This is a genomic window from Pseudomonas sp. SG20052 (genome assembly GCF_031766055.1).
In the GTDB taxonomy this organism is placed as follows: Bacteria; Pseudomonadota; Gammaproteobacteria; order Pseudomonadales; family Pseudomonadaceae; genus Aquipseudomonas; species Aquipseudomonas mandelii.
Window position 1 is genome coordinate 894,261 of record NZ_CP134498.1, and the last position, 23,742, is coordinate 918,002.

The 23,742-nt window shown below is 59.9% G+C and carries 21 protein-coding genes and 2 pseudogenes; 13 read left to right on the forward strand and 10 right to left on the reverse strand.

Going from position 1 to position 23,742, the window contains the following annotated elements:
• Window positions 1-9: 9 nt before the first annotated feature.
• Together RHP74_RS03950 and RHP74_RS03955 are read left to right on the forward strand one after the other, a co-directional pair.
• Window positions 10-846 carry an outer membrane lipoprotein-sorting protein gene (locus RHP74_RS03950; RefSeq protein WP_010463723.1) on the forward strand — a complete coding sequence of 279 codons (837 nt, stop codon included), beginning with the start codon at window positions 10-12 and terminating at the stop codon, window positions 844-846.
• A 33-nt stretch (window positions 847-879) separates the two neighbouring features.
• On the forward strand, window positions 880-3,495 hold the full coding sequence (locus RHP74_RS03955; protein ID WP_311097935.1) for an MMPL family transporter: 2,616 nt from the start codon (window positions 880-882) through the stop codon (window positions 3,493-3,495).
• Window positions 3,496-3,559: 64 nt separating this feature from the next.
• Here RHP74_RS03955 and RHP74_RS03960 read toward each other — a convergent pair whose 3' ends face one another.
• The 3 genes from RHP74_RS03960 to RHP74_RS03970 all read right to left on the reverse strand — a co-directional run bounded on the left by RHP74_RS03960 (window position 3,560) and on the right by RHP74_RS03970 (window position 5,691).
• The gene (locus tag RHP74_RS03960) at window positions 3,560-3,970 is read right to left on the reverse strand and encodes a MerR family transcriptional regulator (RefSeq protein WP_200667718.1); all 411 of its coding nucleotides are present in this window, start codon (window positions 3,968-3,970) and stop codon (window positions 3,560-3,562) included.
• A gap of 199 nt (window positions 3,971-4,169) precedes the next feature.
• A complete protein-coding gene (locus RHP74_RS03965) occupies window positions 4,170-4,745 on the reverse strand; it encodes an NAD(P)H-dependent oxidoreductase (RefSeq protein ID WP_077747337.1) in 576 nt (191 codons plus the stop codon).
• Window positions 4,746-4,800: 55 nt separating this feature from the next.
• The gene (locus RHP74_RS03970) at window positions 4,801-5,691 is read right to left on the reverse strand and encodes a LysR substrate-binding domain-containing protein (RefSeq protein WP_010463719.1); all 891 of its coding nucleotides are present in this window, start codon (window positions 5,689-5,691) and stop codon (window positions 4,801-4,803) included.
• A 203-nt stretch (window positions 5,692-5,894) separates the two neighbouring features.
• Here RHP74_RS03970 and RHP74_RS03975 point away from each other — a divergent pair, with 203 nt between their 5' ends.
• On the forward strand, window positions 5,895-6,659 hold the full coding sequence (locus RHP74_RS03975) for a sulfite exporter TauE/SafE family protein (protein WP_102595224.1): 765 nt from the start codon (window positions 5,895-5,897) through the stop codon (window positions 6,657-6,659).
• On the opposite strand, the gene RHP74_RS03980 is transcribed toward RHP74_RS03975, so the two are convergent.
• Complete coding sequence (locus tag RHP74_RS03980) at window positions 6,649-6,963, reverse strand: putative quinol monooxygenase (RefSeq protein ID WP_311097941.1); 315 nt, start codon at window positions 6,961-6,963, stop codon at window positions 6,649-6,651. The two genes, RHP74_RS03975 and RHP74_RS03980, sit on opposite strands and share 11 nt — an antisense overlap.
• Before the next feature lie 161 nt (window positions 6,964-7,124).
• On the opposite strand from RHP74_RS03980, the gene RHP74_RS03985 reads away from it, so the two are divergent.
• From RHP74_RS03985 to RHP74_RS04020, 8 genes are all read left to right on the forward strand, one after another.
• On the forward strand, window positions 7,125-7,715 hold the full coding sequence (locus tag RHP74_RS03985) for an NAD(P)H-dependent oxidoreductase (protein WP_010463714.1): 591 nt from the start codon (window positions 7,125-7,127) through the stop codon (window positions 7,713-7,715).
• Window positions 7,716-7,851: 136 nt separating this feature from the next.
• Window positions 7,852-8,763 (forward strand): LysR family transcriptional regulator, encoded by a 912-nt coding sequence (locus RHP74_RS03990; protein WP_145309814.1) that lies wholly within the window; start codon window positions 7,852-7,854, stop codon window positions 8,761-8,763.
• A 103-nt stretch (window positions 8,764-8,866) separates the two neighbouring features.
• Window positions 8,867-9,760 carry an NAD-dependent epimerase/dehydratase family protein gene (locus RHP74_RS03995; protein WP_077747342.1) on the forward strand — a complete coding sequence of 298 codons (894 nt, stop codon included), beginning with the start codon at window positions 8,867-8,869 and terminating at the stop codon, window positions 9,758-9,760.
• Window positions 9,761-9,965: 205 nt separating this feature from the next.
• Window positions 9,966-11,411: a SulP family inorganic anion transporter gene (locus RHP74_RS04000; protein ID WP_311097943.1), complete on the forward strand. Its 1,446-nt coding sequence runs from the start codon at window positions 9,966-9,968 to the stop codon at window positions 11,409-11,411.
• Between the two features lie 182 nt (window positions 11,412-11,593).
• Window positions 11,594-12,943, forward strand: a complete 1,350-nt coding sequence (locus tag RHP74_RS04005) for a gluconate:H+ symporter (RefSeq protein ID WP_145309808.1) — start codon at window positions 11,594-11,596, stop codon at window positions 12,941-12,943.
• Between the two features lie 15 nt (window positions 12,944-12,958).
• A complete protein-coding gene (locus RHP74_RS04010) occupies window positions 12,959-13,819 on the forward strand; it encodes a MurR/RpiR family transcriptional regulator (protein WP_077747344.1) in 861 nt (286 codons plus the stop codon).
• 1 nt (window position 13,820) lies between these two features.
• Window positions 13,821-15,278 carry a D-aminoacylase gene (locus RHP74_RS04015; RefSeq protein ID WP_311097947.1) on the forward strand — a complete coding sequence of 486 codons (1,458 nt, stop codon included), beginning with the start codon at window positions 13,821-13,823 and terminating at the stop codon, window positions 15,276-15,278.
• Window positions 15,279-15,398: 120 nt separating this feature from the next.
• Complete coding sequence (locus RHP74_RS04020; RefSeq protein WP_311097949.1) at window positions 15,399-15,767, forward strand: glyoxalase superfamily protein; 369 nt, start codon at window positions 15,399-15,401, stop codon at window positions 15,765-15,767.
• Window positions 15,768-15,884: 117 nt separating this feature from the next.
• Here RHP74_RS04020 and RHP74_RS31345 read toward each other — a convergent pair whose 3' ends face one another.
• Window positions 15,885-16,748: a methyl-accepting chemotaxis protein gene (locus RHP74_RS31345; protein WP_409201930.1), complete on the reverse strand. Its 864-nt coding sequence runs from the start codon at window positions 16,746-16,748 to the stop codon at window positions 15,885-15,887.
• Window positions 16,749-16,790: 42 nt separating this feature from the next.
• Window positions 16,791-17,804, reverse strand: a pseudogene (locus tag RHP74_RS31350) (methyl-accepting chemotaxis protein); the annotation flags it as partial.
• Between the two features lie 263 nt (window positions 17,805-18,067).
• On the opposite strand from RHP74_RS31350, the gene RHP74_RS04030 reads away from it, so the two are divergent.
• On the forward strand, window positions 18,068-18,739 hold the full coding sequence (locus tag RHP74_RS04030) for a histidine phosphatase family protein (RefSeq protein WP_311097951.1): 672 nt from the start codon (window positions 18,068-18,070) through the stop codon (window positions 18,737-18,739).
• Window positions 18,740-18,765: 26 nt separating this feature from the next.
• Window positions 18,766-19,629, forward strand: a complete 864-nt coding sequence (locus tag RHP74_RS04035; protein ID WP_010463694.1) for a phosphatase PAP2 family protein — start codon at window positions 18,766-18,768, stop codon at window positions 19,627-19,629.
• Here the strand turns inward: RHP74_RS04035 and RHP74_RS04040 are convergent.
• From RHP74_RS04040 to RHP74_RS04055, 4 genes and pseudogenes are all read right to left on the reverse strand, one after another.
• Window positions 19,580-21,019 carry a glycosyltransferase family 39 protein gene (locus RHP74_RS04040; RefSeq protein WP_311097954.1) on the reverse strand — a complete coding sequence of 480 codons (1,440 nt, stop codon included), beginning with the start codon at window positions 21,017-21,019 and terminating at the stop codon, window positions 19,580-19,582. The two genes, RHP74_RS04035 and RHP74_RS04040, sit on opposite strands and share 50 nt — an antisense overlap.
• 84 nt (window positions 21,020-21,103) lie before the next feature.
• The gene (rimJ, locus tag RHP74_RS04045; protein WP_154913999.1) at window positions 21,104-21,691 is read right to left on the reverse strand and encodes a ribosomal protein S5-alanine N-acetyltransferase; all 588 of its coding nucleotides are present in this window, start codon (window positions 21,689-21,691) and stop codon (window positions 21,104-21,106) included.
• Window positions 21,692-21,752: 61 nt separating this feature from the next.
• Window positions 21,753-21,989, reverse strand: a pseudogene (locus tag RHP74_RS04050) (RAD55 family ATPase); the annotation flags it as partial.
• A 276-nt stretch (window positions 21,990-22,265) separates the two neighbouring features.
• Window positions 22,266-23,672 (reverse strand): DUF2252 domain-containing protein, encoded by a 1,407-nt coding sequence (locus RHP74_RS04055; protein WP_311097956.1) that lies wholly within the window; start codon window positions 23,670-23,672, stop codon window positions 22,266-22,268.
• Window positions 23,673-23,742 lie beyond the last annotated feature (70 nt).

Sequence of the window (23,742 nt, forward strand, 5' to 3'; positions counted from 1 at the left end):
GAAGTTCCCATGTTGCCGCTATTCAAAAGTCTGACCGCCGCCGCATTGATCCTGAGCGGCGCTTGCGCCACCGCCGCCGACGGCAAGAATGCCGATGAAATCATCCGCCAGGTGCGGGATCGAAACGACGGCAAAAGCTTCATGTCCCAAGTGTCGCTGATCCTCCACGACAAAAAGGGCAATACCCGGGTTCGCGAGTTCACTTACCTGCAAAAGGATTACCCGGACAGCGACAAATTCAGCATGTATTTCTCCGCCCCCACTGACGTGCGCGACGTGGCTTTTCATATCGAAAACCCCCACGAAACCCTGGGCCAGGAAGACAGCCAGTGGATGTACTTGCCGGTCAGCCGCCAGACGCGGCGGATCTCCACCACCGACAAGCGCGGCTCGTTCATGGGCAGCGAGTACTCCTACGCCGACCTGGACAAGATCCGGGTCAAGGATTACACCCAGACGCTGGTCGGCGAAGAACAGGTCAAGGGCCGCGACTGCTACGTGATCGAGCGTGAACCGGCGTCGCCCGAGGTGCTGGCCAAGACTGGCTACAACAAGCTGAAAGTGTGGATCGACAAGCAGAATTTCCTGGTCATGCGTCAGGATTTCTTCGACGTCAAAGGCGTGCTGGTCAAGCAGATGCGCACGCAAAAGGTCGACACCATCGACTCGATCGACAGCATCGTGTTGAGCGAAACCGAACACTTCATCGACGGCACGCGTTCAGAGATGCGCTTCAACCACCTGCAATACAACGTGCAACTGGAAGACCGTTTGTTCACCCAGACCGCCATCAAGCGCGGGCTGAAAACCGGCGATGTGCCGGACTTTGCCGTGTCTGCCCGCTAAGCACCGATCCCGACGACCCTGGAACGCATGATCATGGAAAGATACCTGAACTTCGTCGAGCGCTATGCGCGGGCGATCGTTTTCCTGCTGGTGGCGGTCACGGCGTATTTCACCTATACGCTGGGCTCGCTGATCTCCGACACCAACCCTTACTTGCTCAAGGAAACCCATCCGGCGCGCAAGACCATCATCGACTTGCAAAGCGAATTCACCGGCACGTTTGACTCGGTGATGGTGGCAATCAACAACCCGCAGACGGTGTTCAATAAGCCGACCCTCAACGCCCTGTTTTCGATGTCGCAATCGTTGCGCAAGATGATCCTGGCCAACGACGCCGACAAGGAACAGTTGACGCAAATCGTTGCGAAGCACCCAGACGACAGTCGTGCACAGTTGCTGGCGCGGGACATTCTGGAGAACGGTTTTTCCCAGAACGACTACGCCCAGGCCAAGGCCCTGCGTGATTACGCCCAGAGCCAGAACTGGGATGCCCATGATCAGCTGTTCCTGACATTTCTCGCCGAGCGAATCAACCCGATCCGTGAAATGGCGTCGATGGGCGACCTGGAAAACATCGTGCTGACCGGCGATGGCGAGTTGCTGATCCACAAGACCCTCAACGCCTACGACATGGACCCGGCGCTGGTCGAGTCGCAGATCATGGGCAACGAGCTGATGGTCGACGGGGTCGTCTCCAAGGACAAGAAAGTCGCGATGCTGGTGGCCGAGCTGGGCACCAAGCAAGACGACGCCCAGGCGCAACTGCGCGCCTACCAGATCGTGCGCGGCATTGTCGCGGACTATCAGGCAGCGCACCCAGAGTTCAAGGATGAGATCTTCATTGCCGGCATGCCGATCTTCATCGCGGCCCAGCAGGAGATCATCGACCATGACCTGGCGGTGCTGTTTCCGATTGTCTTTTTGTTGATCACCCTGCTGTTGATTTTCTTCTTCCGCAAACCGCTGGGCGTGCTGTTGCCGCTGTTCAATATTCTGTTCTGCACCATCTGGACACTGGGCCTGATGGCTTTGTTGCGGGTGCCGTTCGACTTGCTGACCAGTGTCCTGCCGGTGTTTCTGTTCACCATTTGCTGCTCGGATGCGATCCATGTGATGGCCGAGTATTACGAGCAGAAAAACGCCGGTAAAAGTAACCGTGAAGCCAATCGCGAGACGCAACGGCTGATGGTGGTGCCGGTGGTGTTGACGACGGTGACTACCATCGCCACCTTCATGATTTCCACGACCAACAACATCGTCAGCATCCGCAATTTCGGCGTATTCATGTCCATCGGCCTGACGGCGGCGCTGATTATTTCACTGTTGCTGATTCCGGCCTGGATTTCGATCTGGGGCAAGGACCAGACTCCGAAAACCCTCGCTGCCGTGCACAAGGAATCGATCATTTCGCGTTATCTGGTGGCGTTCTGCGCGCGGTTGATCCAGTGGCGCAAACCGATCTTGATCGTGACGCTGCCCTTGCTGATCTTGATGACGGTGTTCACCTTTCGCGTCGATATCGAAGACTCGGGCATCGCCTACTTCAAGCCCGAGAGTCATATTCGCGTTTCGGACGAGTTCATCAACCAAGCCGGGGTCGCGGGCACGGCACCGGGCTGGATCGCCATCGACAGCAAAGAGCCGCGCGGCGTGCTGACCACTGAAGTGGTGCAGTTCATCGACAAGCTCGACCACTTCATCAAGCAGCAACCGCACGTCAGTTACGGCTATTCCCTGGCGACTTACGTCAAGCGTATGAACCTAGTGCTCAACGACATGAACCCCGACTACTTGCGCGTGCCCCAGGCGCTGGAGCAGGTGACGTCGGTCAATGATGAGGGGCAGGTCGAGCGGTTCGAGGTGCCGGGCAATTCACTGATCGAGCAACACGTAATGCTGTTCGAGAACGGCGGCGGCTCGGACCTCAATAATGTGCTCAACGCCGACTATTCCAAGGCGTTGACGCTGTACACCATGACGTCGTCGGTGGCCAGCGACTACCAGGCCATGCTGGATCAGCTCGATGCCTGGTTGCTGGTGAACAAACCGGCCAATCTCGAAGTGACGCACGCCGGCACGCCGTTGATCTGGACCGGCGTGTTGCAGGAAATCACCCAGGGCCAGGTCTTGAGTTTTTCCCTGGCGTTGCTGGTGGTCACGCTGATGATGATGTATTGGCTCAAGTCGGTACGGTTGGGCGTACTCGGCATGCTGACCCTGTTGACCACCTCGGTGACAGTCTATGGCTTCATGTTCCTGTTCGGCATCGAGCTGAACATCGGTACGACGCTGGTGACCTTCCTGGTGGTGGGTGTGGTCGATTACGCGGTGCACCTGCTGTCACGGATCAAACTGTTGGTGCAGCAAGGCATTCATATCGACGCGGCCATTTTGCAGGCGATGCACAGCGTCGGCCGTTCGACCGTGGTCAACGTGGTGATTTTCTCCGTGGGATTCATGGCGCTGCTGTTTTCCGACTTCAAGCCGATTGTCGATTTGGGCGCACTGGTGGCGATGGCGCTGTTTTCCAGCGGTGTCATGACCATTCTGCTGGTGACGCTGGTGTCTCCGTGGTTCTTCGCCGCGATTGTTCCGGTAGCGCCGCTGCCGGAAAAAGATCGAGCCGCAGGGAAGCCCGCCTTGATCTGACCTGATGACCGGCAGCGCAGGCGCGCCAGTGACATGCGAGGGATCATCCTGCGCAGCAGGGTAGTCAGTTCAGCGTAGTGCCCGGGTTTTTTTCGCCATAGCGGGCGATACGCTCGAACTGACATTCATCTCGGGCATCGTTGAGGTTGTTTTCGAATTCTTCGAGGCCGTTGTGCAGTTGCTGTAGAGCGCCGATCTGGGAGACCAGCTCGGCCTTTTTTTCGGCGATCGCTTTTTGCGCCATGTCCCACGGGAATTCGTCACCTTGGTAGTTGTTCAACATCAACCGCAGCTCTTTGAGCTTGAAACCCAGTTGCTGGGCGCACTTGATGAACGTCAACACCTCGACACTCTGCTGGCTGTAGATACGGTATTTGCCTTCACGCTTGGGCTCGGGCAATAGGCCGATTTCTTCGTAATGGCGAATGCTTTTGACTGTGGTGCCCGACAGCTGGGCGGCTTTGCCGATATACATAAAGATCCGTCTCGATGATCAAACAGGGCGTAGCGCGACCAGACCTCATGCCTGATCGGAGCGAATAATATAGTGAATAACATTCAATGGTTGCAGCGGCGTGTAAATGACGCGCACAGCCGACGAACGACCGCTTGAGAGGGAACGTGAGGACGGACTGACGGCGAGGGTGCGCCGTCAGCAGGCAGCGAAGGGTGCGTCAGCTACCGGCGGTAACCCGGGCCTGTTCGAGCCAGGCGTCACGCTGGGTCGACTTCGAACCCAGGATCGGCCCGAAAGTCAGGGTCTTCAACGGCTTGATGCCGCAGAACTCCAGGGTCGTCTTGCGCATCTGGTGCAGGCCGGGCATGTGATAGACCCATTTGTAATACCAGGGCGGCGTGTCCATGGTCACCAGCAGATGCGCGGTCCGGCCCTTGAGCAGTTTGTCGGGGAAGGCCTTGCCCTCACGGTATTTGAAAGCAAAACCGGGCAGGAAAATGCGGTCGAGAAAGCCCTTCATCAACGCCGGTATGCCGCCCCACCAGATCGGATAAACGAACGTCAGGTGTTCGGCCCAGGTGATATCGGCCTGGGCTTGCAACAGGTCCGGCTCCAGCGGCTGGATAGTGTTATAGCCGTGGTGCAAGACCGGATCAAAGTCCAGCGCATCCAGACGCAGCAGGCGCACGTCATGTCCGGCATCCTTGGCGGCCTGGACGTAAGTTTCGCTCAACGCCCCGCAGAAACTGTCGGTGGAGGGGTGGCCCAGAATCACGAGCATTCGTTTGCTCATCGCGTGTACTCCTGAAATGAAGCCCGCAGCATAGAGTCTGCCCCTTACGGTAGAGTCAAGGCGTTCCCGGCGTCAGTGCCTCCAGCAAGGCCCGGGCGTAACCGGGCAGGCTGTCGACATCACGGGCACAGATTTTCAAGGTGCGGTTGGCCCAGTCTTCGGGAAGAGCGCGGGTCGTGACCCCTTGTACCTGTGGCCAGCGCTCGATGGCCACCCGCGGCACGATGGCCAGTCCTGCGCCGCGCGCAACCATGCGAATGACCCCATCGAAGCCGTCGGCACGAATGCGGATCGGCATGCGCTGGCCAATGTGCAGGGCCTGTTCTTCCACGTGGATGGCCAAGGCACTGCTGGCGCCCAGGGCCACATAGTCGTGGTTCAAGGTGTCGGCGAAGGTCAATGATGGCTGGTCGGCCAAGGGATGATCAGGAGGCAGAATCAACACCAGCGGGTCCTCGCGAAACGGCCGGGTGTGCAGGTCATCGGTGTCCACCGCGTCGGACACGATGCCGAGGTCTGCCGCCCCTTGGCGCAACGCATGGGTGATGCGGGCGCTGGGCAATTCTTGAAGGTCGATGTCGAGGTTCGGATGCTCGCGCAGAAAGTCGGCGAGCAACTCCGGCAGGTATTCGGTGATCGCGGTGGTGTTGCACAGCAATCGCACCTGACCTTTGACCCCCTTGGCGTATTCGGCCAGATCCTGTTGCAGGCGCTCGGCTTGTTGCAGCAGGGCACGGGCGTGTTTCGCCAGGGCTTTCCCGGCCGGGGTGGGTGTGACACCGCGCCGGCCACGCTCAAGGAAGTCGATGCCGAGGGAGGATTCCATGGCCCGGATTCGGGCGCTGGCCGCTGCCAGGGATAAGTGGCTGCGGGCGGCACCGGCGGTGATGTTGCCAGTGTCGAGGATGTTCAGGTAGAGGCGCAGGTCGGTCAGGTCGAAGTGCATGGCAGCAACCTCTAAATATGTGTTGCCTGGAAGGGCGCCTTCGCGAGCAGGCTCGCTCCCACTTTGGAATGCGTTTTAACTGTGCGAGCCTGCTCGCGAAGGCGTCAGTCGTAACGACGCAGTTGTCAGCCTCTTGTCAAGCAAGAGGCAGCCTCAGTATATGGCAGATTTTCAACCCGCCAATCCAGGCTCACCATGGCCCCATGAATACTCTCTCTGCGTTCTATCAAAACCTCGGTCTGACCCTTTCCTTGCTGGTGATCGCCACATTCCTGCTGGCCGGCATGATCAAAGGCGTGATCGGCCTCGGATTACCCACCATCGCCATGGGCCTGCTCGGTCTGGCTATGGCCCCGTCACAGGCTGCCGCGCTGCTGATCATCCCGGCCACCCTCACCAATGTCTGGCAACTGGCATTCGGTGGGCATTTGCTCGGTTTGATCAAACGGTTGTGGCCGATGCTCCTGGCGATCTTCATTGGCACCGGGGCGGGCACGGTGTGGATCGGCATGGCCGGTGGTCAGTGGGTGGTGCGGGCGTTGGGCGGGGCGCTGATGCTCTATGCACTGAGCGGTCTATTTCTGCCGGCGTTGCGCGTGAGTGGTCAGAGCGAACGCTGGCTTGGTCCGCTGTGTGGAGTTGTGACGGGCGTCATCACCTCGGCCACCGGCGTCTTCGTGATTCCGGCGGTGCCGTATCTGCAAGCACTGGGTTTGAGCAAGGATGAACTGGTGCAGGCCCTGGGCCTGTCGTTCACCGTCTCGACCCTCGCCCTGGCCGCCGGCCTGTTATGGCGCGGCGCCCTTGGCGGTGGTGAACTGAGTGCGTCGTTGCTGGCGTTGATCCCGGCAGTGCTCGGCATGTTGCTCGGCCAATGGCTGCGTCAGCGGATCAGTGCCGTGCTGTTCAAGCGCGTGTTCTTCATCGGCCTCGGTGTGCTCGGCGGCCATTTGCTAATCAACGGGTAGCGGAGGACGGGCTAAGCATCTCGATGGCGCGGATATCAAAATCCCGTTCCAGGTATTCCATGCGCATGTCGCGGAACTGCTGCATGTGCGGCAAGTTCGAGTGCACGTCGAGGTGCGCCTGGGACTGCCAGATCTCGTAGAAGATAAACAGGGTCGGGTCCTGTTTGTCGCGCAGCATGTGGTACTCGATGCAGCCGGGCTCGGCGCGACTCGCTTCTACATAGCCGCTGAAAAACGCTTCGAAAGCGTCGGATTTTGCCGGGCGGGTCTTGGCGTGCAGGATGAAGCCTTGCAGTTCACTCATCAGAAATCTCCTCAAGTTCAGAATCGGCGCAAGTTTATGGCAACAATCTCCTGTCGATTCGTGCGTATTGGTCAAATGTATTTTGCGAATTCAGCGCTTATTCCGCGCGAGGCAGCTCGTTACTCTGCTGCCATCGAATTCCTGACCTTCCGAGATTTCTCATGAAAAAAGTCCTGTTGCTCAATGGCGGCAAAAAGTTCGCCCACTCCGATGGCCGCTACAACACCACCCTGCATGAAGCCGCGTTGAGCGTGCTGGATCGCGGCGGCATCGATGTAAAAGCCACCTTCATCGACGAGGGCTACGACGTTGCTGAAGAAGTCGCCAAATATCTCTGGGCCGACGTGATCATTTATCAAATGCCCGGTTGGTGGATGGGCGCACCGTGGACGGTGAAGAAGTACATCGACGAAGTCTTCACTGAAGGCCATGGCAGCCTCTACGCCAGCGACGGCCGCACCCGTTCCGACGCCTCGCAAAAATACGGCAGCGGCGGTTTGGTGCACGGCAAGCAATACATGTTGTCGCTGACCTGGAACGCACCGCAGCAAGCCTTTGACGACCCGACCGACTTCTTCGAAGGCAAAGGCGTGGACGCGGTGTACTTCCCGTTTCACAAGGCCAACGAATTTCTCGGCATGAGCGGTTTGCCGACGTTCCTGGCGGTCGATGTGATGAAGCGTCCGAATATCGAGGCTGATGTGGCGCGCTATGAACAGCACCTGACCGAGGTGTTCGGCCTCAAGGCGTGAGCTCGGTTACTATCGATACCTGAAGCCAGAACCTGTAGGAGCCAGGCTTGCCGGCGAAGGCGTTTTAGCGGACGCCTTCGCCGGCAAGCCTGGCTCCTACAGAGGCCGGCGCTGAATTGATCGATGAGGGGCGTCCGTGAAAGCCAGATCCGATGAGTTGCAGATTTTCGTCTGCGTGATTGAGTGCGGGTCAATTTCCGCGGCAGCCGAACAGGTTGGGCAGACGCCTTCGGCGGTCAGCCGCACGCTGTCGCGGCTGGAGGCCAAGCTCGATACCACGCTGATCAACCGCACCACGCGGCGCATGGACCTGACGGAGGAGGGCAAGTATTTCTTCGAGCACGCCAAGCTGATTCTCGATCAGATGGACGAGCTCGAAGAACGCCTGACCTCACGCCAGCAAACCCCGTCCGGGCGTCTGCGGATCAACGCCGCCTCGCCGTTCATGCTGCACGCCATCGTGCCGTACATCGACGAGTTCCGCCGCCTCTACCCCGACATTCAGCTCGAACTCAACAGCAACGACCTGATCATCGACTTGCTCGAACAAAGCACCGATATCGCCATCCGCATCGGCGCACTGGCCGATTCAACCCTGCACGCACGCTCACTGGGTTGCAGCCCGCTGCACATCCTCGCCAGCCCGGCGTACCTTGAGCAACACGGCACGCCAACGGCGGTTGCAGACCTGGCCGGGCATGCGTTGCTGGGCTTTACCCAGAACGAGGGCCTCAACCAGTGGCCGCTACGGTATGTGCACGGTGATCGCTGGCCGATTCAGGCGTCGATCAGCGCCTCCAGCGGCGAGACGATCCGGCACCTGGCGCTGGAAGGCCAGGGCATTGCCTGTCTGTCGCACTTCATGACGATCGACGACATTCGTGCCGGTCGCTTGCAGGTGCTGCTGGCGGATTTCAACAGCGGCTATCGCCAACCGATCAACGCGGTGTACTACCGCAACTCGCAACTGGCCCTGCGCATTCAATGCTTCCTGGACTTCATTCAGGGCAAGTTGGCGGCTTATGCGAATGCGGACTTCACAGGCTGATTCGTGATCCCTGCGCAAGAGTGATTTGGGTCAGCGGGTCTGTTTCACCACGGGACGGTCCTCGATACTCAGTGCATCACTTATTCACGCAGGGAGTTTCTCCATGAACGTATTCGTTACCGGCGCTGCTGGTTTCATCGGCGGCTCCATTGCCACCGGTCTTGTCCGGGCGGGCCATAAAGTCACCGGCCTGGTTCGCAACGCCGACCAAGCCACTGAACTGAGCGCAATCGGTATCATCCCGGTGATCGGCACTCTTGACGACAGCGCACTACTGGCTGAACAAGCCCGCGCCGCCGATGCCGTGATCAACGCTGCCAGCAGCGATCATCGTGGCGCGGTGGAAGCCTTGCTCAATGCGTTGCGCGGCTCCCACAAAGTGTTCCTGCACACCAGCGGTTCGAGCATCGTCGGCGATGCCTCCGGCGGTAAAGCCAGTGACGTCATCTACTTCGAAGACAACCTGCCGGAACCGACCGTCGACAAGGCTGCCCGCGTGGCCATCGACAACCTGATCCTCGCCGCGGCGAAAGACGGCGTGAACTCGGCCGTGATCTGCAACACCCTGATTTACGGCCACAGCCTGGGCGTCAATCGCGACAGCGTGCAATTGCCGCGCTTGCTCAAACAGGCGCGTAAAAGCGGTGTGGTCCGACATGTCGGCACGGGTCAGAACATCTGGTCCAACGTACACATCGAAGACGTGGTGTCCCTGTATCTGCTGGCACTGACCAAAAACGTGCCGGGTACGTTCTACTTCGTCGAAAGCGGTGAAGCGTCCTTCATCGACATGACCACGGCCATGGCTGAAGCCCTGAAACTGGGTAAGGCGCAAGACTGGCCGTTGAAAGACGCCGAAGCCGAATGGGGTTATGAAATGGCCAACTATGGTCTGGGCTCCAACAGCCGGGTGCGCGGCAAGCATGCGCGTGAATTGCTGGGCTGGGAGCCGAAACGGACGTCGGTGGTTGAATGGATTCGGGACGAGATGGTTTGAGTTCGCTTTAGACCGCGTCGCTGCAATCGCGAGCAGGCTCGCTCCCACAGTTTGATCTTCATTGGACACAGATTTTGTGTGTAACGGACATCCACTGTGGGAGCGAGCCTGCTCGCGATTGCGTTTTCAGCAACCCAACAACTGGCCGGATCGCCCCCGATTCCGTAACATCCGCACCCTCTCTCCCTGTCGTGTTCGATCCTCCATGAAACCAAAACGTCTGCGCGCCGATGTCCTGGCCGGACTCACCACTTCTTTCGCCCTGCTCCCCGAATGCATTGCCTTCGCGTTGGTGGCCCACCTCAATCCGCTGATGGGGCTTTACGGCGCGTTCATCATTTGTACCCTGACCGCGCTTTTCGGCGGGCGGCCGGGGATGGTGTCCGGTGCGGCGGGTTCGATGGCGGTGGTGATCGTCGCGCTGGTGGTGCAACACGGCGTGCAGTATCTGCTCGCGACCGTGTTGCTCGGTGGCCTGATCATGCTGGCGTTCGGGCTGCTGAGGCTTGGCAAACTGGTGCGCATGGTGCCGCACCCGGTGATGCTTGGGTTCGTCAACGGCCTGGCGATCATCATTGCGCTGGCGCAACTCGAACACTTCAAGGATGGCGAAACCTGGCTCAGTGGCACGCCGTTGTACCTGATGACCGGGTTGGTGGTGTTGACGATGGCGATCGTTTACCTGCTGCCGCGCCTGACGCGTGCCGTGCCGCCGGCGCTGGTGGCGATCCTGAGTGTCGGGCTGGCGGTGTATCTGCTCGGCCTGCCGACGCACACTTTGGGCGACATGGCGCACATCGCCGGCGGCTTGCCGACGTTCGCGCTGCCAGACATTCCCTGGAGCCTGGACACCCTGCGCATCATCGCCCCCTACGCGATCTTGATGGCGCTGGTCGGCCTGCTGGAAACCCTGCTGACCCTGAACCTCACCGATGAGATCACCGAAAGCCGTGGCTTCCCTGATCGCGAGTGCGTGGCGTTGGGCGCGGCCAATATGGTCTCGGGGGTTTTTGGCGGCATGGGTGGCTGCGCGATGATCGGTCAGACCGTCATCAACCTCAGTTCCGGTGGTCGTGGCCGGCTGTCCGGGGTGGTGGCCGGGGCGCTGATTCTGCTGTTCATTCTGTTTCTGTCGCCGCTGATCGAACGCATCCCGTTGGCCGCGCTGGTCGGCGTGATGTTTGTGGTGTCGCAGCAAACGTTCGCCTGGGCGTCGTTGCGGGTAGTGAACAAGGTGCCGCTGAACGATGTGTTGGTGATTGTGGCGGTCACGGTCATCACCGTGTTCACCGACCTGGCCACTGCCGTGTTGTGCGGGATCATCATCGCGGCGCTCAACTTTGCCTGGCAGCAGGCGCGCGAGCTGTATGCCGATGCTCATCTCGAGAGCGATGGCAGCAAGTTGTACCACCTGCATGGCACGTTGTTCTTCGCCTCGACTACGCCGTTTCTCAATCAGTTCGACCCCGCCAACGATCCGCCAGTGGTGACCATCGACTGCCGCCACCTGAGTTTTGTCGACTATTCGGCCATCGCCGCTCTGAAGACTTTGCGTGAACGCTACGCCAAGGCCGGCAAGCATCTGCGGGTGCTGCATTTGTCCGAGCGCTGCAAGAAGCTGCTCAAACGTGCCCGCGTGAATCACGACTGAAATCAACGCAGGCGCGATGTAAATCCGCCTGCCTGATTTTCATATCCACCGACCTGGCATACCTCTGCGCGACATCCCTTACCTCTGCACGAAAATAACTTTCACCTCGTTTGAATGTCGCGCCTCGAAATGATTTAAGAGTTTCACAATCCATTCGACGTGACCCTTTCGAGGAGTACCGCATGACCCTGTCCTTCGGCTATTGGCTGTTGGTGTATGCCGCCATCGCCATCATTGCCCTGATCGTTCTGATCGCCCGTTACCGACTCAATCCGTTCATTGTCATTACCCTGGTCTCCATCGGCCTCGCGCTGCTGGCGGGCATGCCAGCGTCCGGGGTGGTCGGCGCTTACGAGGCCGGGGTTGGCAAAACCCTGGGGCACATTGCCCTGGTGGTGGCGCTGGGCACGATGCTCGGCAAGATGATGGCCGAGTCCGGCGGTGCCGAGCAGGTGGCGCGGACCTTGATCGACCGTTTTGGCGAGAAGAACGCGCACTGGGCGATGGTCTGCATCGCGTTTCTGGTCGGGCTGCCGCTGTTCTTCGAGGTCGGTTTTGTATTGCTGGTGCCGATCGCCTTTACCGTGGCCCGGCGGGTTGGCGTGTCGATCCTGATGGTTGGTTTGCCGATGGTCGCTGGCTTGTCGGTGGTGCATGCGCTGGTGCCGCCGCACCCGGCGGCAATGCTGGCGGTGCAGGTGTATGGGGCGTCGGTCGGACAGACCTTGATGTACGCGATTCTGATCGGCATTCCGACCGCAATCATCGCCGGTCCCTTGTACGCCAAGTTCATCGTGCCGCGCATTCAACTGCCGGCGGAAAACCCGCTGGAGCGGCAGTTCCTCGACCGTGAACCGCGCGACAGCCTGCCGGGTTTCGGCATCACCATGGCGACCATTCTGTTGCCGGTGGTGCTGATGCTGATCGGTGGCTGGGCCAACCTGATCTCCACGCCGGGCAGCGGTTTCAACCAGTTCCTGCTGTTCATCGGCAACTCGGTGATCGCGCTGCTGCTGGCGACGTTGCTGAGTTTCTGGACCCTCGGCATCGCCCAAGGCTTCAGCCGCGAATCGATCCTCAAGTTCACCAACGAATGCCTGGCGCCGACCGCCAGCATCACCTTGCTGGTCGGCGCCGGCGGTGGCTTGAACCGGATCCTGGTGGACGCCGGGGTGACCAACCAGATCGTCAGCCTGGCCGATGAATTTCACCTGTCGCCGCTGATCATGGGTTGGCTGTTTGCGGCGTTGATGCGCATCGCGACCGGTTCCGCCACCGTGGCCATGACCACGGCCTCGGGCATCGTCGCGCCGGTGGCCATTGGTCTGGGGTATCCGCACCCCGAGTTGCTGGTGCTGGCGACCGGCGCCGGGTCGGTGATTTTTTCCCACGTCAACGACGGCGGCTTCTGGTTGATCAAGGAATACTTCAACATGACCGTTGCCCAGACCTTCAAGACCTGGACGGTGCTTGAAACCATTATTTCGGTGGTGGCTTTCGCGCTGACCGTGGGTCTTTCTTACTTGATCTAACCGGAGCCGCCTGCCATGGACATCCTCTACCAGATCCGCGCCCGCCAGGATTCCTTCAGCGCCGGTGAAGGACGCATCGCGCGGCTGATGCTCAACGACGTCGGCTTTGCCTCGGCCGCCAGCCTCGATGAGCTGGCGCAGAGGGCAGAGGTCAGCACCGCCACGCTGTCGCGGTTTGCCCGCACGGTGGGCTGTCGCGACCTGCGTGATCTGCGCCTGCAACTGGCCCAGGCCAGCGGCGTCGGCAGCCGCTTCCTTGACCCGGCGGGGACGCCGGATCAGTCGGCGTTCTATGGGCAGATCGTCGGCGATATCGAGTCGACCCTGCGTCAGCATCTGTCGGCGTTCGACGAGTCGCGGTTCGCCGATGCCGTGAAACTGCTGGGCAAGGCGCGAATGATTCATGCATTCGGCCTGGGCGGTTGTTCAACCTTGTGCAGCGATGAGCTGCAAGTGCGGCTGGTGCGATTTGGCTACCCGATTGCGGCGTGCCACGACCCGGTGATGATGCGCGTCACCGCCGCCAGCCTTGATGCCGAACGCGCGGTCATTGCCTGCTCGCTGACCGGCATCACCCCCGAACTCATCGACGCGGTCGAACTGGCCCGCAACTACGGTGCACGGATTATCGCCATCACCCGGGCCGACTCGCCGCTGGCGCAATTGGCCGATGTGCTGCTGCCGCTGCAAGGCGTCGAAACCTCGTTTATCTACAAACCGACAGCGGCGCGCTACGGCATGCTGCTGGCCATCGACGTGCTTGCCACCGAGCTCGCACTGGCCAACCCTGAAGACAATCAAGAACGTCTGCGGCGGATCAAACTCGCCCTGGACGATTACCGCGGCGGCGACGATCGCTTGCCGCTGGGAGACTGACATGATGTACGACACGCTGATCCGCAACGCCTTGGTCATCGATGGCAGCAACAGCCCCGGTTACCCCGCCGATGTGGCGATTCAGAACGGCCGCATCGCGCGCATCGGCGACTTGCATGAGGCGACCGCCCGCGAGGAAATCGACGCTGCCGGCCGCGTGCTGGCGCCGGGTTTTATCGACGTGCACACCCATGACGACACGGTGGTGATCCGCCAGCCGCAGATGCTGCCCAAGCTCAGCCAGGGCGTGACCACGGTGATTGTCGGCAACTGCGGGATCAGCGCGTCACCGGTGAGCCTGCGTGGCGATCCGCCCGATCCGATGAACCTGCTCGGCACCTCGGCAGCCTTCGTTTATCCGACGTTCAGTGATTACCGCGCAGCGGTCGAAACCGCGAACACTACGCTGAACGTCGCCGCGCTGGTGGGCCACACCGCGTTGCGCAGCAACCATCTCGACGACCTGTTTCGCACCGCCACGCCTGATGAAATCAGCGCGATGCGCGAGCAGTTGCGTGAAAGTCTTGAGGCGGGCGCCTTGGGGTTATCCACCGGTCTGGCCTACGCCAGCGCGTTCTCGGCGTCCACCGACGAAGTGATGCAACTGACTGAAGAGCTGACGGCGTTCGGCGCCGTGTACACCACCCATTTGCGTAGTGAATTCGAACCGGTGCTGGAGGCGATGGACGAGGCGTTCCAGATAGGCCGGCATGCGAAATCCCCGGTGATCATTTCCCACCTCAAATGCGCGGGGGCCGGTAACTGGGGGCGCAGTCCGCAATTGCTGGCTTCGCTTGAGGAAGCGGCGAAAACTCATCCGGTGGGCTGCGATTGTTATCCCTACGCGGCGAGTTCTTCGACCCTGGACCTCAAGCAAGTCACCGACGCCCATCGCATCACCATCACCTGGTCCACGCCACACCCGGAATTGGGCGGCCGCGACTTGATGGACATCGCCGCCGAATGGAGCGTGCCGTTGCTTGACGCTGCACGCCGTCTGCAACCGGCCGGCGCGGTGTACTACGGCATGGACGAGGCCGATGTGCGAAGAATCCTCGCCCATCCCTTGTCGATGGTGGGGTCCGACGGATTGCCGGAAGATCCGTTCCCGCATCCGCGCTTGTGGGGCGCTTTCCCACGTGTGCTCGGACATTTCAGTCGCGACGTCGGCCTGTTTCCACTGCATACCGCCGTACACAAAATGACCGGATTGTCGGCGGCACGTTTTGGCTTGAAGCAAAGGGGTGAGATTCGTGAAGGGCATTGGGCGGACCTGGTGTTGTTCGATCCGCTGAGCATTCGCGACGTGGCGGACTTCAGTGACCCGCAACAGGCGGCCGAGGGGATTGAAGGTGTATGGGTCAACGGCGTGTTGAGTTACAGCGATGGCCAGGCGAACGGGAAACGGGAAGGGCGGTTTCTGGCGCGGGAAGGGGATTTGCGTGACGGGTTTCAGTAGTTATTCCGAGAAATACGTCACAGTGATGGCACATTGCGATTAAAGAATGTCAACGCCAAGCCGAAGCGCTGACATCAAGCCCAACTTCAACGGGTGTCTTTTCAGTCAGGGAGCAACCCAATGAGCTTCGGCAAAACCACCTCGATCCTGCGGATTTTCGACGAGGCCAAGGCATTGGAATTCTACGTCGACTTTCTGGGGTTCACCGTCGACTGGCAGCATCGCTTCGAGCCGAATTCCCCGCTGTACCTGCAAGTCTCCCGTGGCGAATGCGTGCTGCACCTGTCCGAGCACCCTGGCGACGGCAAGCCGGGTTCGGCCCTGCGCATCGAGACCGATGAGCTCGAGGCCTTCCAGCAGCAACTGCTGGCGAAGGCGTATCCGTTTTCGCACCCGCAGATCCAGGCCATGCCCTGGGGAAGCCAGGACATGACCATCAGTGATCCGTTCGGCAACCGGTTGGTGTTTACCAACGCGATCTGCCTGTAAAAAGCTTCATCAGTTCCTCCAAATCACCCGTGAGCGTTACGGACGGATAAATGCTCCGTAAAAATGACGAAGCCCTTTATTTAAAGGGCTTCTGCGGGGCTGGAGAGCGGCGGTGCTTTAAACCCTGAAGTGACTGACCATCATCTGCAACTGATTCCCCAACCGCGCCAGCTCAACACTGGACTTGGCCGTTTCATCGCTGGCGGCGGCAGTCTGTTCCGACACGTCGCGCACGTTGATGATGCTGCGGCTGATTTCTTCGGCCACGGCGCTTTGTTGCTCGGCGGCGGCAGCGATCTGCTGGTTCATCGACTGGATGTTGGACACCGTGCGGGTGATGTTTTCCAGCGACGTGCCAGCCTTGCGGGTCAAGGCCACGCTGCTGTCGGTCAGGGCGCGGCTGTTGTTCATCACGGTCGACACTTGTTGGGTGCCATTCTGCAGACCGGCCACCAGGCCTTCGATTTCTTCGGTGGACTTCTGTGTGCGCTGGGCCAGGCCACGGACTTCGTCGGCAACCACCGCAAAACCACGACCGGCTTCACCGGCGCGCGCGGCTTCAATGGCGGCGTTGAGGGCCAGCAGGTTGGTCTGTTCGGCGACGGCCTTGATCACGTCCATGACGCTGCCAATCTTGTCGCTTTCCTGTTGCAGCACACTCATGGCTTCGGTGGAGCGCGCCACTTCAGTGGCCAGGCGTTCGATCTGGGCGATGGCTTCGTTGACCACTTTATCGCCTTCGCGGGCTTCACCATCAGCGGCGGCTGCGGCCTGGGAGGCTTCTTCGGCGTTGCGCGCGACTTCCTGCACGGTGGCCGTCATCTCGTGCATGGCGGTGGCCACTTGATCGGTTTCGATCTTCTGGCTGTTGACGCCGGCACTGGTTTGCTCGGTGACGGCGGACAGTTCCTCGGCAGCGCTGGCGATCTGGGTGACACCGTCGCGGATGCCGCTGATCAAGTCACGCAGGGTCACGCCCATGCGTGCGATGCCTTGCTGCAACACGCCGAGTTCATCGCGGCGCGTCACTTTGACGTCCTGGGACAGGTCGCCGCTGGCGATGCGTTCGACCACGGCCAGGGTGTCGCGTAGCGGGCCGGTGATCTGACGGGTGATGATCACGGCTGCAATGATGCCCACCAGCAATGCCAGCAATGTGCTGATCAACTGCAGTGTGCGCGCCTGGGCGCTTTCGGCGTCGCGACGGTCGAGCTGGATCTGATACAGCTGCTCGCTCAGGGTCACGATGGCGGCGCCCTGGTCGGTCATTTCCTTGCGCGCCTGCACGGCATCGCTGTTGGCGGTTTTATAGGCGATCAACGCGCTGCGGTAATTGCCCAGTGCGGTTTCCAGCTGACGCAGGGCATCTTGCTGGGTCTCGGCGAAATGCACGTTCAGCGGCTTCAGGCTGGCAATTGCTGAATCCAGTTGGGCGACGGCTTTTTGCTCGGTCTCGGCATTGGTGGTGGCGGTGTAGCCGCGCACTTCGTAGCGGGCCAGGATGAACGCTTCCTTGGCGGTGGTGACGGCCTGGAATTGTTCGAAACGCTGGTCACTCAGGGGCATTTGTTGCACGCGGGTGCTGATGGCGTCGATTAGCGTGCTGGCTGTTTCAGCGTTGGCGGCCATGGTGTCGCGGGCGCTGTTGCCGGTGCGGTAGGCGCTGCGCATCTTGTTCAGCGACGTCTTGTAAGCGTCGATGTAAGTGCCTTGCTCTTTGAGCAGCTTGAGGTTTTCCGGGCTCTTGAACTTCGACAACAGCGATTGTTGCTGAGCGGAAAAGGCGTCAAGGGTGGTCTGTACGTTCTGAGCGGCGGTTTCGTCGCCGTTGGTCAGCATGTATTGCAGGCGAACCACACGAAGTTTGGTCAAGCCGGAGTTGAGCTGGGTGATGTCGCTCATCCAGTTGCTGCGGTCAATCAAGCCGCCCAGGCTCGTCCACCCGGTCAGGGCCAGTACGCAGGTCAGTGCCAGGACCAGGCCGAACCCCAGGCCCAGTTTCATGTTCACGCTGATGTTGCCGAACCAGCTATTCATCAAATTCCTCCAGGAACGTTGCGCTTTCGATCGTCAGTTGGCTGGAAGATTGTTGTTTTTTTAGGTGCCAGCAAGGGTGTGTAGCAGGCCTGTATCGGCAGCAATCGCGAGAGCTGAAAGGTTTTTGTCGGACTGATTCTGTAACAAGGTTTTTGTGAGCGGCTTAAGCTTTTTTTCACATGGGTTTCACCGGCTGCCGACGCGCGCCTCTCTACCCTCGCGGCTTCGAATAACAATGGTGCATGCCGGCGAGGCGGCTTGATGTGGAATTGAGACTGAGTCTGTTCGGGATAAAACGCTCAATTAACCTGAGCTGTTTGACCCGCCATCGAAACACCGTAGTGGTGCTGGCCTCGGCGCTGCTGGTCATTCCATTGATCGTATGGCTGTTGCAGCCGGCCGCTGTGCCGGACCTGGCCCATGGCAATGTGGCGGGCGCACAAACGTTGGCCACCGAATGGGCCAAAGGCGACGTCATCGTGCTGGTCCGCCATGTCGAGCGCTGCGATCACTCGAAAGCCGCGTGCCTGAGTGGCAACGATGGCATTACCGATCGCTCGCGCAGCGTCGCGGTCAGTGTCGGTGCGCGGTTCGAACAATTGGGGTTGGACAAGTCCGATATCTACAACAGCCCGATGATGCGCACGTCACAGACGGCCGGCTACATGTTCAACAAGGTCGGTGTGGGCGAGGACTGGCTGGTGAGCTGCAAGGGCACGATGCTGCGCGATGCCCTGGCGCACAAAGTGGCGGGTCGCAATTTGATCCTGGTGACCCACAGCGAATGCATGGCGCAACTTGAAAAAGACCTCAAGGTGTCGACCTCCACGCTCGGTTATGGCGCTTCATTGTTTATTTCCGCCAGAAAACCTCTGACACCGAAAATGCTCGGCTTCATTGAAGCCTCTGACTGGCGTTCGGTGACCACCGAATGAATTTTTCCTCTGTATCAGGACACACGATGCTGACGTCTTCGCGCAACCACTTTTATTGGATGAACTTCGGTATTCCGTTGGCCTGCGCGGCCCTGGTTTTCCTGATGTTCGACATGACCCGGATCGACATCGCCTTCAGTAATCTTCTGTTTGATCCGGTTGCTCAGATCTTCCCGCTCGACAAGGTTCACTTCTTCGAAAAGCTCACCCACAAGTGGGCGCGCATCATTCCGAACTGGACCGCCGAGATTGCCTTGATCGGTGCGATGCTGTCGTTTGTCTGGCCGCTGATCAACACTTCAAAGCATCCTCGCCTTGGTGGTTTTCTGGAACGGAGCAAGGCGGCATCGGTGTTGCGATTTGCCAACGAACATCGTCGGGATTTTCTGTTCGTCGTCTTCGCATTTGCCATCTGCACCGGCGTGATCCATTTCCTCAAGGCGCACACCAGCGTGTACTGCCCGATCGAAACAACCCTCTACGGTGGGAAATTGCCCCACGTGGAGTGGTACAACAACTTCCAGCTGTTCAGGGAGGCCGGTGATGGCCGTTGCTGGCCGGGTGGCCATGCTTCCGGCGGTTTTACCATGCTCGCGCTGTACTTCGTGGCTCGCCGCTACCGCTGGCGCTACTCCAAGGCGCTGATGTACGGAGCGTTGCTGCTCGGTTTTGTCTATGGCACGACACGTGTCCTGCAAGGCTGGCACTACATGTCCCACACCTTTTGGGCCGGGATCTTCGTGTGGCTGGCCTGTTTGCTGACAGCGTTGCCATTTTACGGACGAGCGCTGCTGGAGATGCCGGTGCTGCAAAAGGCTGAAGCGCCAACCGCCGAGCCGCTTATTGGTTCACAAAGTAGTAAGCCTGACGCCCCACCTTCATGCTCTTGAGCACTTTCAACGGCGCGGCCGGTTCGACTTCACCAGACATGACCGCCACGTTGCTGGGTGAGGCCGCCAGAAACTCATGCAGTTGCGCCTCGGTGTCCAGGCCCTTGAGCACTTGTCGGGTGTAGAACACGCTGGCACCGCCCACCCGTTCGTTGGCCTGGAACAGGGCGATGTGTTGCCCGTTGGCCTGCATCGTCTGGATCTGTGCAGTCAACGGCAGGAAGGACAGTTTGCGGTCCGCATGGGGCAGCGCCCATTGAGCGGCGGCCAGGTAGCTGCCGATCACCAACGCGATCACGCCAATGGCTGCGCCGCGTCGATGCCGTGCGATGTGCTCCAAAAGGTTCGAGGCCCCTTCGCGCATCTTCAGCCGCTCGAACAGAACGCCCGCATACTCCGCCGCAATCACCGCCGCCGCAGGCGTCATCGACATGAGATACACCGTGCGCTTGCTCGACGCCAATGTCAGCATCACAAACTGCGCCACGATCCACAGGGTGAAAAACAGCAAGTAACGATTGGCCATCAGGCTTTTGCGAAAATGCCACAGCCCCAGGTACACCAGAATATTCCACGGCAGAAACGCCTGGGGCAGCTTGGCCAGGTAGTAGTAGTACGGTTCGTAATGCCCGGCCTCGACGAAGGATCCACTGAAGCGCCCGACACTGTTGGTCAGCAGCACTTCCCCCACGGCCTGCGCGCCACCACGCTGGTACAGCACGGCGAGCCAAATCATCAGCGGGATCAATCCAGCCAGCGTCAGTAAACCGGGACGCAACCAGTCGTGGATTTTCAGGCGCCTGTCCATCAAGGTCTCGGCCAGCAGATAGGCGAAAATCACCACGCCCGGCATCGCCAGGCCGAGGACGCCTTTGCTCAGTGTGGCGATAGCGATTCCCGAGGCGAACAGCAGCGCGTTGCCGGGCGTCGATTGACGTTGCCCCTGAAAGAACGCCAGCAACGCCAGGGTCACGCCGAGGGCGAGCAACGCGTCTTCACCGACGCCGCGCACGTTGCTCCAATAACTGGCCATGGTTGCCAGAAAGATTCCCGCCGTCCAGGCAATCGCCTTGGGCCGGCCGATCCGCCGCAGCATCGCGTACAACAGCATCACGCTGAACAGCCCGGCGAACGCCGAGGCCAGTCGCACCGCCCACGGCGTGCCGCCAAATGCACGGATGGCGCCGGCATCGAGCCACAAGCTCAAAGGTGGTTTTTCCAGAAACGGTTCGCCGAACAAACGGGGCGTCACCCAGTCGTTGTCCAAGTGCATCTGCATGGCGATCCCGGCCACCCGGGCCTCGGTGGACCCTTGCAGTTGATGATTGCCCAAGGCAAAGAAAAACAGCAGGGCGGCCAGCAGGAACAGTGAAGTGGCGGGACGCGACATAGGCTTCTGGCTACCGAGCAGGTGGACCGGGAAGCCCGAGCATACGGTGCGAATGCTTAATGAATTGTGAACGGCCGCGAAATATTACGAGAGGCGCCTGGACCAGCGCTGTTCCGGGGTTTCAAAGCGATCATTGATCAACGCGGTCAACACGTGATCCTGCCAGCGCCCGGCGATACTCAGGTAGGCCTTGGCGTAGCCTTCACGTTCAAATCCCAGACGTTCCAGCAGCCGCGCGCTGCGTTCGTTGCCAGGGATGTAATTGGCCATGATCCGGTGCAGTTTCTGCTCATCGAACATGTAGCCGATGCCTGCTTCCAGTGCTTCCTGCATCAAGCCTTGGCCCTGACGGGATTCGTCGATGTGGTAACCGAGATAACACGCCTGAAACGCTCCGCGAGTGATGCCGCTGAAATTGCAGGCGCCGATCATCTGGCCGTTGTCCGGGTCCAGCAGCGCGAAATGCACCGCCAGGCCGGCCTCGAACGCACTGGCTTGCACCTCAAGGCGCGGACGAATGTTTTCAGCGCTGTGGTAGTCGGAGGGGCGAATCGGCGACCACCGGGCAAGGTGCCTTTGGTTGCGCCGGTAGAAATCGCTTTCCAGCGCCGCCTGTTCAGGGGCGAGCACCGCCAGCGTCAAGCGTTTGCAGGGCAGGGACAACAACGGCATAGGGCGCTCCGGTTCGGGGGGATCGTCGCGCAAGCATTACGCGACCAACGGAAAAACTCTACAGGCCGTTATCATCGATGCTGTACAGGCGCAATTCATCGGAATGGGCGCTGGCCTGTACCTTGACCACCGCCATGATGCGCAACAAGCGGCTCTGCACTTCGATGTAGCGCTGGGCAATGATTGCATCGGTGAGAAACGCCGTGTCGTAAGGGCTGAAACGCAGGTCGGTGCAGCGGTCTTCCAGTTCCGAGGTCAGCAACACACTGACACCGATGCTCGTCAGTGCGGTGACGAAAACTCCGGCAAACCTCCGCCCAGCACCTCGTCCAGTCCTGGCACGCCGGTGGCAGACATCGAGGGTACACCCAATAAGGTGGTTGGGCGTGATTGGCGACAGTTCCAGAGGAGACACTGGGTGACACCGACCGCTGCTGGTTGATCAAAAGGCAAAAAAAAGCCCGCGGGAGGGCGGGCAAACCGTAGTTTCTTGAATGAGCGGGAGCACTGTACCGGTTGGGGGGAGGTGGTGGGGTGAAGAAAAGTTCATGTGTGGATGGACCGCGTTACCCGCTTAGGGCAAATGATCTGCCGCAAAGTCTGCCTCGGAGCGAGCTTGTAACCGACCCTTGCGGCAGGCCTGCTGGAATCGCTCAAAGTCTTGCTCATTCTGCGTTGCATAACTTTTCGCATACTTGAACAGCGCGTCGGCCAGCGCATCGCTCTTGCCAATGTAACCGCTGATCTGCGCGGCCTGCCCGGACGATTTGGCATGCGCGCGAGCGAGGGCTCGACCACAGACGCGACCATACGCGGCGAAGGTGTCCGCATCGAACGTCTCGAGTTCGGCCGAGATTTTCATGTCGCGCAATTGCCGCACGTAGAAGTGTCGACCGCTGGGGCCAGTGGTCCAACCGAGAAACAGGTCACTGGCCGATTGCATCAATCGTTGACCCTCAACCACCCGCTGACCGTTATGCCGCACTGTTGATTTCGTCTTCACGTAATCGGCCAGCACCGAGCGCCGTGCTTCCTTGAATTGCAGGAACAGCGGGAATTCCTGATCGTCGGTCAGCAAGACCACCAGACAACGGGTGCCAACACTGCCGACACCCACCACTTTGAACGCCATGTCCTGGGCGTGAAAACGTGAATACAACGCCCGTCGGTCAGCCTGCAGCGTGCCGGGATACTCACGCATGAAGGCGTCGTAGATTGGCCGCCAATCCGAGTGGCGTAGCCAGTCATCATCGGCATCCAGCAATGTGGTGTTTTTGTGCAGGTGGAAAATTTCCGGCAGGTCATCGCGAATGATCAGACGACCATGGGCGTCACGTTCGCTGATTTTCGGCAGTAGCTCGGCGTGGGATCGGCCCTCGGCCTTTTCGATGGCACGCTCGATATGCTCCAGCGTTTTTTTGTTCGCCTGCTTGCGCAAGTCGTCGTAACGGATGGACTCGTACCAGGTTTCCAGCGAGCTTTGTTCGGCGCACTCGAGCATGGTTTCCTGATAAGCGCTGACCACTTCGCGGCAGACCGTCTCTTCGATCGTTTCGCCATGACGCAGATCGCGGGCGGCCACTACGATACTCGCCACCAGCCGTTTAACGTCCCACTCCCAAGGGCCAGGATGGACCTCGTCGAAGTCGTGGACGCCGAACAACAGATTGCGTTCGGGCGTGGCGAACCCGCCGAAATTCATCAGGTGGCAATCGCCGCAGATGGGCGATGTCAGTCCCATGGTTGGCGTTGCGGCGAGGTCGTGAGCCTGCAACAGCGCGTTGCCGCGATAGAAGGTGAAGGGGGAAACGAGCATTCGACCGTAGCGTAATTCGACCAGGGATTTGATCCGGCCCTCGCTGGACGCTTTGATCAGCGGGAGTGGGTCGCGGCTCATTTTTCCCGTTGACGCTTGAGTATTGCGGGGGCAGTTCTTGCGCGCATCCTTGCCTTGCTTCAAGCGGTCTTTGAGGGTGGTCATGGGGGCTCGTTTGATGGGGGCGTATGCGGATTGAGTGTAGAAGGCCTTTGCCGGATCACCCGTAGTTTGG